13 protein-coding genes, 1 other RNA gene and 1 other annotated feature are annotated in these 15264 nt (G+C 37.4%); of the genes, 12 read left to right on the forward strand and 2 right to left on the reverse strand.

Translation table 11 applies throughout. The annotated features are described in order from the left end of the window. Positions 1-144 precede the first annotated feature (144 nt). Together LRP83_RS08300 and dtd are read left to right on the forward strand one after the other, a co-directional pair. Positions 145-2340 carry a RelA/SpoT family protein gene (locus tag LRP83_RS08300; protein ID WP_230496232.1) on the forward strand — a complete coding sequence of 732 codons (2196 nt, stop codon included), beginning with the start codon at positions 145-147 and terminating at the stop codon, positions 2338-2340. A 9-nt stretch (positions 2341-2349) separates the two neighbouring features. Continuing rightward, positions 2350-2793 (forward strand): D-aminoacyl-tRNA deacylase, encoded by a 444-nt coding sequence (dtd, locus tag LRP83_RS08305; protein ID WP_230496233.1) that lies wholly within the window; start codon positions 2350-2352, stop codon positions 2791-2793. Positions 2794-2844: 51 nt separating this feature from the next. Here the strand turns inward: dtd and LRP83_RS08310 are convergent, their stop codons facing one another. After that, the gene (locus LRP83_RS08310) at positions 2845-4614 is read right to left on the reverse strand and encodes an N-acetylmuramoyl-L-alanine amidase family protein (RefSeq protein ID WP_230496234.1); all 1770 of its coding nucleotides are present in this window, start codon (positions 4612-4614) and stop codon (positions 2845-2847) included. A 185-nt stretch (positions 4615-4799) separates the two neighbouring features. Here LRP83_RS08310 and LRP83_RS08315 point away from each other — a divergent pair, with 185 nt between their 5' ends. The 5 genes from LRP83_RS08315 to LRP83_RS08335 all read left to right on the forward strand — a co-directional run bounded on the left by LRP83_RS08315 (position 4800) and on the right by LRP83_RS08335 (position 9576). After that, complete coding sequence (locus tag LRP83_RS08315) at positions 4800-4976, forward strand: hypothetical protein (RefSeq protein ID WP_230496235.1); 177 nt, start codon at positions 4800-4802, stop codon at positions 4974-4976. Between the two features lie 62 nt (positions 4977-5038). Further along, positions 5039-5271 (forward strand) — a binding site (T-box leader). 58 nt (positions 5272-5329) lie between these two features. After that, complete coding sequence (gene hisS / locus LRP83_RS08320; RefSeq protein ID WP_230496236.1) at positions 5330-6598, forward strand: histidine--tRNA ligase; 1269 nt, start codon at positions 5330-5332, stop codon at positions 6596-6598. 13 nt (positions 6599-6611) lie between these two features. After that, complete coding sequence (gene aspS, locus LRP83_RS08325) at positions 6612-8384, forward strand: aspartate--tRNA ligase (RefSeq protein ID WP_230496237.1); 1773 nt, start codon at positions 6612-6614, stop codon at positions 8382-8384. Positions 8385-8448: 64 nt separating this feature from the next. Next, positions 8449-8635: non-coding RNA, 6S RNA (gene ssrS, locus LRP83_RS08330), on the forward strand. Positions 8636-8808: 173 nt separating this feature from the next. Next, positions 8809-9576 carry a tRNA threonylcarbamoyladenosine dehydratase gene (locus LRP83_RS08335; RefSeq protein WP_230496238.1) on the forward strand — a complete coding sequence of 256 codons (768 nt, stop codon included), beginning with the start codon at positions 8809-8811 and terminating at the stop codon, positions 9574-9576. A 55-nt stretch (positions 9577-9631) separates the two neighbouring features. On the opposite strand, the gene LRP83_RS08340 is transcribed toward LRP83_RS08335, so the two are convergent. Then, positions 9632-10903, reverse strand: coding sequence for a replication-associated recombination protein A (locus tag LRP83_RS08340; protein WP_230496239.1), 1272 nt, complete (start codon positions 10901-10903; stop codon positions 9632-9634). Between the two features lie 135 nt (positions 10904-11038). Here LRP83_RS08340 and LRP83_RS08345 point away from each other — a divergent pair, with 135 nt between their 5' ends. The 5 genes from LRP83_RS08345 to LRP83_RS08365 all read left to right on the forward strand — a co-directional run bounded on the left by LRP83_RS08345 (position 11039) and on the right by LRP83_RS08365 (position 15223). Then, positions 11039-11716, forward strand: a complete 678-nt coding sequence (locus tag LRP83_RS08345; RefSeq protein WP_230496240.1) for a YczE/YyaS/YitT family protein — start codon at positions 11039-11041, stop codon at positions 11714-11716. Then, a complete protein-coding gene (cymR, locus tag LRP83_RS08350) occupies positions 11713-12132 on the forward strand; it encodes a cysteine metabolism transcriptional regulator CymR (protein WP_230496241.1) in 420 nt (139 codons plus the stop codon). Before LRP83_RS08345 ends, cymR begins: the two co-directional genes overlap by 4 nt. A gap of 86 nt (positions 12133-12218) precedes the next feature. Continuing rightward, on the forward strand, positions 12219-13364 hold the full coding sequence (locus LRP83_RS08355; RefSeq protein ID WP_230496242.1) for a cysteine desulfurase family protein: 1146 nt from the start codon (positions 12219-12221) through the stop codon (positions 13362-13364). 19 nt (positions 13365-13383) lie between these two features. Next, positions 13384-14499: a tRNA 2-thiouridine(34) synthase MnmA gene (mnmA, locus tag LRP83_RS08360; protein ID WP_230496243.1), complete on the forward strand. Its 1116-nt coding sequence runs from the start codon at positions 13384-13386 to the stop codon at positions 14497-14499. Positions 14500-14572: 73 nt separating this feature from the next. Further along, positions 14573-15223 carry a tetratricopeptide repeat protein gene (locus LRP83_RS08365; RefSeq protein ID WP_230496244.1) on the forward strand — a complete coding sequence of 217 codons (651 nt, stop codon included), beginning with the start codon at positions 14573-14575 and terminating at the stop codon, positions 15221-15223. The last annotated feature ends 41 nt before the right edge of the window (positions 15224-15264 follow it).

A 15264-nucleotide genomic window follows, 5' to 3' on the forward strand; every position in this document is an offset into this window, starting at 1 on the left:
TTAATAGCTTTCCCTTTACTTTCGTTGCTTTTTTTTTGATAATAGATACAATCCACTTTTTTACTGGTGAACATTGCTCAAATATGAACAACATAATGTAGTTTTGCATTTAATATAAAAATAATTCGACTTAAAGGTGATTCTATGGCGAACGATAACGTGTTGACATCCGAACAAGTTATCGACATAACAAGAAAATATTTAAACGATGAGAATGTAGAAATGGTCATTAAGGCTTATGAATTTGCCCAAAATGCTCATCGTGAACAATTTCGGAAATCCGGGGAACCGTATATCATCCATCCCATTCAGGTTGCAGGGATTTTAGCAGACCTAGAGATGGACCCTGAAACGGTTGCTGCTGGTTTTCTCCATGACGTTGTAGAGGATACTCATGTCTCGCTTAAAGACATTAAGGAAGCCTTTAGTGATGAAGTGGCTATGTTAGTCGATGGTGTAACAAAGCTAGGAAAAATTAAATATAAATCACATGAAGAGCAGCAGGCAGAAAATCATCGGAAGATGTTCGTCGCAATGGCTCAGGATATTCGTGTCATATTAATCAAATTGGCAGACCGACTCCATAATATGAGAACATTGAAGCATCTACCTTCTGAGAAACAACGTAGGATTGCAAATGAAACTCTTGAAATTTTTGCACCTCTTGCACATCGACTTGGAATTTCTAAAATTAAATGGGAATTAGAGGATACGGCATTACGTTATTTAAACCCACAGCAGTATTATCGAATTGTTAATTTGATGAAGAAAAAACGGGCTGAACGTGAGGAATATCTCGAGGATGTAATCTCAGAGGTTCGTGTGAGATTACAGGAAGTTAATATAAAGGCTGATATATCAGGTAGACCTAAACATATTTATAGTATTTATCGGAAAATGGTTCTTCAAAATAAACAATTCAGCGAAATTTATGATCTTTTAGCGGTACGAATTGTCGTGAATAGTATCAAGGATTGTTATGCCATTTTAGGAATCATTCATACTTGTTGGAAACCAATGCCTGGTCGCTTTAAGGATTATATTGCGATGCCAAAGCCAAATATGTACCAATCCTTGCATACAACTGTTATTGGTCCTAAGGGAGACCCTTTGGAGGTACAAATCCGAACTTTTGAAATGCATCGAATTGCTGAATTCGGGGTTGCTGCTCACTGGGCTTATAAAGAAGGAAAGAATATTGATGAAACATCATCCTTTGAAGAGAAATTAAGCTGGTTCAGAGAGATATTAGAGTTCCAAAATGATACGGCTAATGCTGAAGAATTTATGGAATCCTTGAAAATCGATTTATTTTCGGATATGGTGTTTGTGTTTACCCCGAAAGGTGACGTAATCGAGCTGCCTTCTGGTTCCGTTCCAATCGATTTTTCTTATCGAATTCATTCGGAAATCGGTAATAAAACAATTGGTGCAAAAGTTAACGGTAAAATGGTGACCCTTGACTATACGTTAAAAACGGGTGACATTGTAGAGATTTTGACATCAAAGCATTCCTATGGACCTAGTCAGGATTGGTTAAAGCTTGCGCAAACATCACAAGCCAAAAATAAAATACGTGCCTTTTTTAAGAAACAACGTAAAGATGAGAATGTTGATAAAGGAAAAGAACTCGTTGAAAAGGAAATCCGTAGCATGGGATTTGAAATCAAAGAGATTCTCGTTCTTGAAAATATTAAAAGAGTCTCTGAAAAGTTCAATTTTGCTAATGAAGAAGATATGTATGCTGCTGTTGGCTATAATGGTATTACCGCTTTACAGGTTGCCAATCGCTTAACCGAAAAACTTCGAAAAAAACGGGATCAAGAACAGGTCACAACGATTTCAGATGCTGTTTCGGAATTAAAGAGTTTTCCAAATACAAAAAAACGGGAATCTGGAGTAAGAGTTTCTGGTATTGATAATCTATTAATTAGGTTATCGCGTTGTTGTAACCCTGTCCCAGGTGATGAAATCTCTGGTTTTATTACAAAAGGACGCGGGGTTTCCGTACACAGAACAGATTGTCCTAACATTGAAACGAATGAAGCCCAATCTCGTCTTATTCCTGTTGAGTGGGAATCATCGTTAAATGAGCGGAAAGAATACAATGTTGATATTGAAATAAGTGGATATGATCGACGCGGATTACTAAATGAAGTACTTCAGGCAGTAAATGAAACAAAGACTAATATTTCTGCTGTTTCTGGCCGTTCAGACCGCAACAAAATGGCGACCATTATCATGTCTATAGCGATTCATAATGTGAGCCATTTGCAAAAAGTAGTAGATAGAATTAAACAGATTCCCGATATTTACGCTGTGCGTAGAATCATGAACTAGGAGTAAATCATGCGTGTAGTAGTACAAAGAAGTAAAGAAGCTAGTGTTACAGTTGACGGAAAGATAACAGGTCAAATATCGAAGGGGTTAGTTTTACTAGTTGGAGTTACCCACGACGATACTTCTGCTGATATCGAATTTGTTGCTGAAAAGGTCGTAAACTTGCGTATTTTTGAGGATGAAAATCAGAAGATGAATCATTCACTATTAGATGTAGCCGGTGAAATTTTATCCGTTTCTCAATTTACACTGTATGGTGATTGTCGTAAAGGAAGACGTCCTAATTTTATGGATGCCGCTAGACCAGAGCATGCCTTAGAGATTTATAATACTTTTAATTCTGTATTGCGTGCTAAAGGTATAAAAGTAGAGACAGGAATCTTTGGAGCAATGATGGATGTTTCATTGACGAATGACGGCCCTGTTACTCTAATAATTGAAAGTAAAAAATAAAGTAATATTAAATGAAAAAGCTGACCAATTTGGTCAGCTTTTTCGATATTATTAAAAACTAGATTTAAAAAACTTGGCTAGTCCATTAAAAATTCCTGTAGCAGCCATTTCTTGATATTGAGGTGAAGTAACGGTTGTTTCTTCAGCTGGATTACTCAAATATCCTAGCTCAATTAAAATTGCTTTTTGATTATTTTCTCTGATGACATGATAATCGCCAAAACGAGCTCCTCGGTCTTTAAGTTTCGTTTGGTCAAGAGTTGAGCTATGGACTGCTTCAGCAAGTGGCCTTTGGAATGAATGGAAATAGTAGGTAGTCATACCACGGACACTTCGATCTAAAATACTATCGTAATGTAAGCTAATAAATGCATCTGCCGAATGATATTGGGAAGTGCTAACTCGGGAACGTAGTGAAAAATAAGAATCGTTCGTTCGAGTTAAAATGACATTGGCACCAGATGCCCGTAATTTATCGTACAATAAAATAGCCGTTCTTAACGTTAATTCTTTTTCAAGTGTCCCTCGCGCACCGACAGTTCCGCTATCGCCACCCCCATGACCAGGATCAAGAACAATCGTTTTATTTTTTATATATCCTTCGGCACCAGGTTTTTCAACCTGTGGTGCAGAACCATTTACCGAAACAATCCAGCCTGCAATAAAAGCTGTCGTTCCATTCTCGAGAAGTATCTCATACCATTCGCCTTTAAGGCTTTTTACAGCGAATTGATCTCCTGCATTTGCCCTTATTACCACGGGTGTCTGCACGCTTGAACCTTTTCGGATATTCGTTCCATCATAGAGAATCGTTACGAAGCTTTCTTTTACAACCTGAGATTGAGAAGGGTCAGACTTTGGAATCGTTTTTTCTAGATACCAAGTATTCACCCATCCGTATTTTTTAGGACTATATTCAATTTTACTCCAATTGTTCTTTTCCTCTAAAATAGCGAAAGTGTTTCCTTTTATTACGCTACCAACTATTTTGCTCGTCAAATCTCCTTTACTACGGATGTTTAATGCATTAGCGGTAACAGTGCCTATGATCCCAGTTGGTGAAGCGGGAGTTATTGTCTCATTACCAGTATTCGTTTGGACATTTGCCTTCGGCGCTAAGTCAACAAATTGTGAACTTATCCATGCCTTTTGGCCTTTAAAATTAAATTCAACCCATTCCCTAGTTGAGGAAACAATCTCAATTTTTTCTCCCTTTTGGAGCTTTCCAATTATTTTGGATTGAAGGGAGGCAGCATTTCTAACATTTAAAGAATCTACAGTAATAATCGCTGTTGTCCCAAAAGATTCATTAATTTGATTGGAAGCTTGTCCGTTTGTAACGGAAACAAACTCACTTGAAACCCAACCATCTATTTCGCTATTTGAGATTTTTGTCCAATTTTCGTTTTTTTCTAAAATTGACACTTGTACACCGTTGTTTAAATGACCAATCGTTTGAAAGTTTAATCCAGGTCCATTTCGTACTCTAAGGCCATCTACTGTAATGGTCCCTAGAGAAGATAGCGTTTGAGTAGACTCCGGACCTTTTCCTTTTTGGACAAGCCAATTGGCTACCCAGCCGTAAAGGTTATTTGAAAGCTTTATTTGAATCCAGTCATTTTCCTCTTTTACAAATGTAAAGCTTTCTCCTTTAAAGACCTGTTTCACAACACGATAGCTTAAGCCTGGACCTTCCCTTACATTTAATGAATCAGTGGAAATCGTGATTGTGAGATTACCTTCAGCTTTTGCAACTGGGGCATAGATTGGTATGCCTCCGAAAAAGAGGATAAATATAAGAGCTAAGATGAACTTTTTCAAAAGCAAACTCCCCTCCAAAAATTGTGATACATACAGTTTACCGTAAATTTTCCAAAAATTCATTTCTTAAAGTATATTAATCAGCTTTTTATAAGTTTTTTGAATTTGATGTAAGTATTTTTAAAGAACTGGAAACAATATTAAAAGGAAATTCTGTAATCTGTATGATTAGGATGGTGAAAAGGATGAGAATGAGCAACAGAGGTTACCAAGTCAATTCTCCAGAAAATCAATTATTTGGTGTCGATCTTCATGATTTTATCCAACAAGAAGCTAGTTCAACAACCTATGAGCTCGCATCTGAATTTGGCTTAACCCTTGGAGATGTAAAAAAATTAAAAAAGAGGCTTGAGCGCTCCTAAATCGCTCTTGACAAGAGCCCGGTTGCTCCGTATTATTAGATAAATATTACATAAACAATAATTCACCACCAATGATGGAGCATAGTAATTAGGAACCGTATGAAAAGAGAGGAAATGTCTTAGGCTGAAAGCATTTCTACATGACGTCTTAATGAATGAACACTCCGTAGGTTTCTTTCTGAACGATTTAAGGCTAGTAGGAAGGAACGTCGCAGGCGTTAACTGTTAAAGAGGGAGTCGTTTTTTGACTTCAACTAGGGTGGCACCACGGGAAACTATAACTCTCGTCCCTTGTATTGTATACAAGGCGACGGGAGTTTTTTTATTTTATTTAATTTTAAGGAGCGTTGGATATGTCGATTAATCTTCCGAGAGGAACCCAGGATATTCTTCCTGGTCAAGTTGAAAAATGGCAAGCTATCGAGGGAAAAGCAAGAGAAATCTGTAAAAAGTACTTATATCGCGAAATTCGCACCCCTATTTTTGAGCACACAGAATTGTTTTTACGCAGCGTTGGAGAAACAACGGATATTGTACAAAAAGAAATGTACACCTTCACAGACCGCGGTAATCGTAGCTTAACATTACGTCCTGAGGGTACAGCTTCAACAGTCCGTTCGTATGTAGAACATAAAATGTTTGGAGATGCCCAACAGCCAGTTAAATTATATTACGTAGGGCCAATGTTTCGATATGAGCGACCACAAGCAGGACGGTATCGTCAATTCGTTCAATTTGGAATTGAAGCATTAGGAAGTGCGGACCCTGCCATTGATGCAGAAGTCATTTCATTAGCGATGACATTGTATAAAGAAATGGGCTTAAACAAACTAAAGCTAGTCGTAAATAGTCTTGGAGATAAGGAAAGTAGAAGTGCTCACCGAGAAGCGCTTGTCAACCACTTTAAACCGAGAATTAATGAATTTTGTTCAGATTGCCAAAACCGTATAGAAAAAAATCCACTTCGGATCTTAGATTGTAAACAGGATCGCAATCATGAGTTAATGAGCTCTGCACCTGCGATTATAGATTACTTAAATGACTATTCAAGAGAATACTTTGAAAAGCTACAAAAATATTTAACAGATATGGATGTCTCATATGTTGTAGATCCCAATCTAGTCCGTGGCTTAGATTATTATAACCACACAGCATTTGAGATCATGAGTGTATCTGAAGGGTTTGGTGCAATTACTACATTATGTGGTGGCGGTAGATACAATGGTCTTGTGGAAGAAATGGGAGGGCCAGAAACCCCTGGTATTGGCTTCGCCTTAAGTATTGAGCGATTCATAGCTGCTCTTGAAGCTGAAAAAGTAGATATGGCGCTAAATGAAAGCGTAGATTGTTATCTAATTTCCCTTGGCGATGCGGCTAAGGATTACACGGTAAAACTATTACACGGGCTACGCTCACATGGCTTAAAAGCAGAACGAGATTATTTAGATCGGAAACTAAAAGCTCAATTTAAAGCTGCAGAACGACTTCAAGCTAAATTTGTAGCTGTTCTAGGCGATAATGAATTAAATAACGGAGTCATTAACCTAAAGGATCAGGCAACTGGAGAGCAAAGGGAAGTGCAGCTTAATCAATTTATTGAAACGTTAAAGAGTTTAAAATAAGGGGGAAAACAATATGTTTGGAAGATCATATTTTTGTGGTGAAGTGACAGAAGCAGCGATCGGTGAAAAAGTCACTTTAAAAGGATGGGTACAAAAGCGTCGCGATCTTGGTGGACTTATTTTCATCGATTTACGTGATAGAACGGGGATTGTCCAGGTGGTGTTTCATCCAGATGTTTCTTCAGAAGCACTTCAAATAGCTGAAAAAATTCGTAGCGAATACGTTTTAGATATTGAAGGAACAGTCATTGCTCGTCAAGAAGGAACGGTAAATGAAAACTTAAGTACAGGACGAATTGAAGTCCAGGCTGAAAAAGTAACGATTATAAATGAAGCGAAAACAACGCCATTTGTTATTGCTGACAAAACTGAAGTATCAGAGGATGTTCGTTTAAACTATCGTTACTTAGATTTAAGACGTCCAGTGATGTATGAAACATTTAAAATGAGACATCAAGTAACGAAAACCATTCGTGACTTTTTAGATAGTGAAGGTTTCCTAGATGTGGAGACTCCGATTTTAACAAAAAGTACTCCAGAAGGGGCACGCGACTATTTAGTGCCAAGCCGCGTTCACCCAGGTGAATTTTATGCATTACCTCAATCACCACAAATATTTAAACAGCTTTTAATGGTAGGTGGATTTGAGCGTTATTATCAAATTGCTCGTTGTTTCCGTGATGAGGATTTACGTGCAGATCGTCAGCCAGAATTTACTCAGATCGATATTGAAACTAGCTTTATGAGCCAAGATGATATTATCGCAATGATGGAAACGATGATGACGAAATTGATGAAGAATGTTAAAGGTTTAGACATATCAGCTCCTTTCCCGAGAATGTCCTATACAGAAGCCATGAACCGATTTGGTTCGGATAAACCAGATACTCGTTTCGGTTTAGAACTTGTAGATGTTTGCGAATTTGCAAAAGATTCCAGCTTTAAAGTATTTGCAGCGGCAGTTGAAAATGGTGGGCAAGTAAAGGCAATTAATGTTACGGGTTCTGCTGATAAGTACTCACGTAAAGATATTGATGCCTTAACAGAATTTGTTGGTGTATATGGTGCAAAAGGATTGGCTTGGTTAAAAGTAGAGGCTGATGGCTTAAAAGGACCAATTGCTAAATTTTTTACTGAAGAGGACCAAACTACCCTTAAGAAATTGTTAGAGGCCAATGTGGGTGACCTTCTCTTATTTGTAGCAGATAAGGCGAATGTTGTGGCGGATTCTCTAGGTGCATTACGATTAAAATTAGGAAAAGAATTAAATTTGATTGACCAAAGCATTTTCAATTTCCTATGGATTACGGATTGGCCATTACTTGAGTATGATGCAGAAGCAGGTAGATATTTCGCTGCACATCATCCATTTACAATGCCGGTTCGTAGCGATTTAGAACTTTTAAATACAGATCCTTCGAAGGTTAGAGCACAAGCTTATGATTTAGTTCTCAACGGGTATGAATTAGGCGGAGGCTCACTACGGATTTTTGAACGTCATGTTCAAGAAAAAATGTTTGAAGTGCTAGGATTTACAAAAGAAGAAGCGACTGCCCAATTCGGATTCTTACTTGAGGCGTTTGAATATGGTACACCTCCACATGGTGGAATTGCGATTGGCCTGGATCGTCTTGTCATGCTATTAGCTGGAAGAACAAATTTAAGAGATACCATTGCTTTCCCAAAAACGGCAAGTGCAAGCGATTTATTAATGGAAGCACCTAATGAAGTAAGCCTTGACCAATTAAAGGACTTACATTTGTCATTAAATATTCAGAAAAACTAGTTATTTCCATTTAGGCTTTCTTGAAATGCTCTTTTAAAAATGGTATTATACATTTAAGAAGTTAAGAGTCCTGAAGTGTACGTTGTTTTACCTAATGTTTTGACCAACATTTTTCCTACGGGAGTTCGGAGTTTTCATGCAGCGTAAATGCCCTCATTCGTAGGGACTTACAGAAGCTGAAATAGAACACCCACCTGCTTGTGTGCGGGTTCAAAACAAGGAAATCAACCGACGGCACCATTGGGACTCTTCTAATAATGTCTATTCAAAAACCTATGGAATTTCTCATAGGTTTTTTTTGTTTTCTACTATTTTTATTATCAAATTATTCCCATAGATATACTTGTTTTTATGCATGAGTATGGTATATTCATTACTGGTAATGATAAAAAGAGGTTTCAGATTTTTTATGGAGTTGAGATTAATGTTACATCAATTTTCGAGAAATGAACTAGCGATTGGTAAGGAAGGTATAGATATACTTAAAAATAGTACGGTTGCAGTCCTTGGTATTGGCGGTGTTGGCTCCTTTTCAGCTGAAGCACTTGCTCGTTCTGGAGTGGGTCGTTTAGTACTAGTTGATAAGGACGATGTTGATATTACAAATATTAATCGACAGTCGATTGCCTTTCTTTCCACAATTGGCCAACAAAAAGTCGAGTTAATGCGTGATCGGATTAAAGATATAAATCCTGATTGTGAAGTAATTGCTCTTAAAATGTTTTATACAGAAGAAACCTATGAGGAATTTTTTAACTACGGTTTAGATTTTGTCGTCGACGCCTCAGATACGATTATGTATAAAATTCATTTGATGAAAGAATGTTTGAAACGGAAAATTCCTATTATTTCAAGTATGGGTGCGGCAAACAAAATGGATCCAACAAAGTTTCAAATTGCCGATATTTCAAAGACCCATACGGATCCTATTGCAAAGGTTATCCGTACAAAGCTAAGAAAAGAAGGGATCCGCAAAGGAATTCCAGTTGTCTTCTCAGACGAAAGTCCAATTGTTATTCTTGAGGATGTACGTAAAGAGGTTGGGAATGATCAAGCCAAAATCCGTAAAGCTAAAATGCCACCATCCTCAAATGCATTCGTACCTTCGGTTGCTGGGTTAATAATGACTAGCTATGTTGTTAGGGAATTGTTACCGGAAATTAAGATTCGCCGTGTGAAGGATGAGAACTAAAAACTTAATAGATTAAATAAAAGTCCCACTAGCTGCTGCTACTGGGACTTTTTTTTTATTTACGCAACTTCAACAATTTTTCATAAACAGTTGATAATGCTAATTCAAATTTACCTGTTTTCTTAGGCTGATAGTACGTTTTATTTTTAATCGCATTAGGCAAATACTGTTGCTTCACCCAAGCATTTTCATAATCGTGTGGATATAGATATTCAATGCCACGACCTAATTTAGCAGCGCCTTGATAATGTGCATCTTTTAAATGATTAGGTACATCTCCAGAAATTCCTTTCCTTAAATCATTAAGTGCCAAATCAATCGCCGCAATAGCTGAATTCGATTTCGGTGATAAGCATAATTCAATGACTGCATTGGCAATAGGTATGCGTGCTTCAGGAAATCCGATCCGCTCAGCCGTTTCGATTGCAGCAAGTGTCCGAGCTCCTGCCTGTGGGTTTGCTAATCCAATATCTTCATAAGCAATTACCAATAACCGTCTGCTTATACTAACAAGATCTCCTGCTTCAATTAATCTGGCTAAATAATGAAGTGCTGCATTTACGTCTGAACCTCTGATCGATTTTTGAAAAGCAGACAAGACATCGTAATGCCCGTCACCATCCTTGTCATGTGTAAAACTCTTTTTCTGGAGACATTCTTCAGCGTCTTCTAAAGTTATGATAATTTCACCATTATTATTCTTTTTAGCAGATAAAACGGCTAATTCCAAGGCATTCAATGAGCTTCTAACATCTCCACCAGAGGCACTTGATAAATGATTTAGTGCATCATCTGTAACGGTAACCCCATATTGACCTAAGCCTCTGTCTGAATCTTGTAAAGCATGTATAATGGTTTGTTTAATATCAGCAGGCTCTAAAGGCTTTAGTTCAAAAATTTGGCAGCGACTTCTGATGGCAGGATTAATCGCGTGGTAGGGATTACTAGTGGTAGCACCAATTAAGACAATTAAACCATTCTCTAGAAAAGGTAATAGAAAATCCTGTTTCCCTTTATCAAGACGATGAACCTCATCTAAAAGAAGTACTACCTTGCCTGACATTTTTGCTTCTGCCACGACAATTTCCATATCTTTCTTATTGTTAGACACAGCGTTCAATGTTCGAAAGGCATATCTAGTGCTTCCAGCAATCGCACTTGCAATCGAAGTTTTCCCAATTCCTGGTGGTCCATATAAAATCATCGAAGTCAGTTGTTTCGCCTCGACCATGCGATGAATAATTTTTCCAGGGCCAACGAGATGTTGTTGACCCATCACTTCTTCTATTTTTCTAGGTCTCATGCGAAAAGCAAGAGGTTTTTCCATTTTTCATCACCTAATTATTTTAGTTGTCTTAAACATAACACGATGAGACCCTAAATGCATATTTTAGGAAGAGTTTGTGCTATAATGTCTAAAGTCTAATAGGATTATTCATTTCAAAATTGGGGGAATTCTAGAGTGCAATCAATAAGACAGCGGCAACTTATTCCCAGATTTCTTATTTATTTTTTTGGCTTGTTAATTATGACGTTAGGATTTGTCCTTGTACTTAAAGCAAATCTAGGTGCGACCCCTTGGGATGTCCTCCATGTAGGCCTGTACTATCAATTCGGGTTAACAATTGGTAGCTGGTCTATTATCGTTGGCTTATTAATTTTAGGAGTGTCAGCCCTTCTTACAAAAAAAATTCCGCAAATAGGTGCCTTTTTAAATATGCTATCGGTCGGCATATTTATGGATATGTATCTATTTCTTCCTTTTATCCAATCACCGAGTAGTTTAATTGGTAAAATAATTATGTTTTTAATCGGGTTAGTGATTACCTGTTATGGAATGGGTTTCTATATTTCTGCAAAGCTTGGAGCTGGTCCAAGAGATAGCCTGATGCTTGCCTTAACGAGTCGCACAGGTTGGAAGGTTGGATATATTCGAGGTACGATGGAAATCATTGTCCTATTAATTGGTTGGTTACTAGGTGGTCCTGTTTCATTTGGAACCTTTTTACTGAGTTTACTTATTGGACCATTATTTGGTTTTGCAATGCCACAATGCAATTTTGTCACAAATTTTTTATTAGGAAAACGGAAAGCTCAAGATACGTTAAATAAAAATATTAATCGAGGTGTTAGTTCGTGAAAATTTCAACTAAAGGTCGTTACGGCTTAACCATCATGATTGAGCTTGCTAAAAATCATGGTGAAGGTCCGATGTCACTAAAAACTATTGCCCAAGCAAATGATTTATCCGAACATTACTTAGAGCAGCTAATTGCACCTTTACGTAATGCAGGACTTGTAAAAAGTATTCGTGGTGCCTATGGCGGATACGTATTAGGGGATGAGCCTTCTAAAATTACCTCTGGTGATATTATCCGTGTACTTGAGGGTCCGATTAGTCCAGTTGAAGGTATTGAAGATGAGGAGCCTGCCAAAAGAGAGCTATGGATTCGAATTCGTGATGCGGTTAAAGATGTATTAGATAATACAACATTAGAAGATTTAGCTAGTCATACAGAGGATGGAAATACAGACGCCTATATGTTTTATATTTAGGCTCATTTTTAATAAGCTATTATTGGAACCAATTATTAATTACTCCTTCAATCGTGCATTCTAAAATTGAAAGAAGGGAATCAATCATGGAAAAAATTTATGTTGACCACGCAGCAACTTCTCCAATTCATCCGAGTGTTGCGGAAGTCATGCTCGAGGTTATGAAAAATACATTTGGAAATCCTTCTAGTATTCATTCTTATGGACGTCAAGCGCGTAGAGTCATCGATGAATCTAGAGTGATTTTTGCTAATAGCATCGGTGCGAAACCGACTGAAGTGATTATGACGAGTGGTGGCACGGAAGCAGATAATTTTGCTATTGTAGGTATTGCTGAAAGCTATCAACATCAGGGCAAGCATGTAATTACTAGCCAAATTGAACACCACGCCGTTCTTCATACTTGTCAGCAACTCGAAAAACGTGGCTATGAGGTTACTTATTTAGCTGTTGATGAAAATGGACAAGTGTCTTTATCTGAGCTAAAAGCGGCTTTAAGAGACGATACCATTCTAGTTTCCATCATGTATGGTAATAATGAGGTTGGAACGATACAGCCAATAAAAGAGATTGCTGAGGTTTTGAAAGAATCAAAGGCATTCTTCCATACAGATGCTGTACAAGCTTATGGGATTATCCCGATCGATGTAAACGATCTGGGAATTGACCTTATGTCAGTGTCCGCACACAAACTAAATGGCCCAAAAGGAATTGGGTATTTATATGCTAGAGAAGGCGTTTTGCTTGCTCCAAGGTTTTTTGGTGGAGAACAGGAACGGAAACGGCGTCCTGGAACTGAAAATGTAGCGGCAATTGCTGGGTTTAAACAAGCGGTGTTAATTGCTCAAGAGAATACTTTGGAAAAGCAAAAACAATATATAAATTTTAAAAATATGTTTATTAAACATCTGGAGGAATCTTCAGTTTTATTTCATCAAAACGGTTCACTTGAAAATTCATTACCACATGTATTAAACTTAAGCTTCCCTGGAACAGATGTGGAAGCTATGCTTGTTAATTTAGATTTAGTAGGTATCGCAGCATCTAGTGGGTCCGCTTGTACTGCAGGTTCGATAGATCCATCTCATGTTTTAGTCGCGATGCATGGTAAGGATTCCGAACGTATTCGTAATTCTATCAGGTTCAGTTTTGGACTTTATAATACAGAAAGTCAAATTATTCATATTGCTAACGAAGTTGCAAAAATTGTGAAAAGGTTAACAAAAGTATAGGTGTTAAAGAGGTGAAAAGATGAAAAAGGAACCAAAAGATACAAGAGTAGTAGTTGGAATGTCAGGAGGAGTCGATTCATCTGTAGCTGCCTTATTATTAAAGGAACAAGGCTACGATGTTATTGGTATCTTTATGAAAAATTGGGATGATACCGATGAATTTGGCGTGTGTACAGCAACTGAGGACTACGAAGACGTCATAAGAGTTTGCAATCAAATTGGCATCCCGTATTACGCGGTTAATTTTGAAAAGCAATATTGGGACAAGGTCTTTACCTACTTCTTAGATGAATATCGTGCAGGTAGAACACCTAACCCTGATGTAATGTGTAATAAGGAAATAAAGTTTAAAGCATTTCTTGAGCATGCCGTTAATTTAGGTGCAGACTATTTAGCGACAGGTCATTATGCACAGGTTGCTTACCGTGATGGAGAATATAAAATGCTTCGAGGTCTTGATGAGAATAAGGACCAGACCTACTTCTTGAATCAGCTAAGTCAAGAGCAGCTTGAGAGAGTAATGTTTCCAATTGGTAGCTTAGAAAAGCCTCGAGTTAGGGAATTAGCAAAGGAAGCAAATTTAGCGACAGCGACGAAAAAAGATAGTACTGGAATATGTTTTATCGGGGAACGTAATTTCAAAGAATTCTTAGGTCAATATTTACCTGCACAGCCTGGAAATATGGAAACCTTTGATGGTGAAGTTAAAGGTAAACACGATGGATTAATGTATTATACGATTGGACAGCGCCACGGATTAGGAATCGGGGGCTCAGGTGAACCATGGTTCTCGATTGGTAAGGATTTAAAGCGAAACATTTTATATGTCGGACAAGGCTTTCATAATGAAAAACTGTATTCGGATGCAATCACTGCGACGAATATCAGTTGGGTTTCAAATAAACCTATGGAAAAGCAATTTGAATGTACCGCTAAATTCCGTTATCGACAGGAAGATCATAAAGTGACTGTTCACTTGCTTGAAGGTGATGAAGTGAAAGTGGTCTTCAAAGAACCGATTCGAGCAGTGACACCAGGACAAGCTGCTGTTTTCTATCTTGGTGATGAGTGCCTTGGTGGAGGCACGATAGATAAAGTATTTAAGAACAATGAAATGTTAACGTACGTAGGCTAACCTCGGTGATTTTTATCGAGGTTTTTGTTTGTCATTATGCTATAATTTTTTTGAGTGAAATGGAGTGAGTAGAATGGATAAAAATCAATTAGGAATTCAATATATGCAAGACGGAAAATGGGAAGAAGCAGCAAAAGCGTTCAATGAAGCAATTGAAGAAAATCCTAATGACCCAATTGCTTTTATTAATTTTGGGAATTTATTATCGGCTTTAAATGAAAATGAGCGAGCCCATCAATTTTTCAAAAAAGCGATTGAATTAGATGAGGATGCTGGTGCTGCATATTATAGTATAGGAAATTTATTTTTTAATGAAGATAACTTTATGAAAGCAAAGGACATGTATGAACTAGCACTAAAAAAAGGACTTCAAACAGGTGATAATTATTTCATGCTTGGATTGTCGCTGATTAATCTAGAACAACCAAGGTTAGCTTTACCCTATTTACAAAGAAGTGTTGAATTAGACGGAAACGATCCCGAGGCTAGATTTCAATATGGCTTATGTTTAGCACAGGAAAACTTTATTGATGAGTCAATCGAGCAATTTGAGTCATGTATACAAATCGACACTCAGCATGCAGATGCTTTTTATAATCTTGGCGTAGCTTATGGCTTTAAAGAAAATGGGGAAAAGGCATTACAATTCTTTAACAAAGCATTAGAAATTCAACCAGATCACATTTTAGCTGGATATGGAAAAAAATTAATTGAGAAAAAATAAAAATATAGGCTAATGCTTTTAGGTGGAAAGGGGGGAATTGA

Source organism: Pseudoneobacillus rhizosphaerae (genome assembly GCF_917563885.1).
GTDB classification, from domain to species: Bacteria; Bacillota; Bacilli; order Bacillales; family Cytobacillaceae; genus Pseudoneobacillus; species Pseudoneobacillus rhizosphaerae.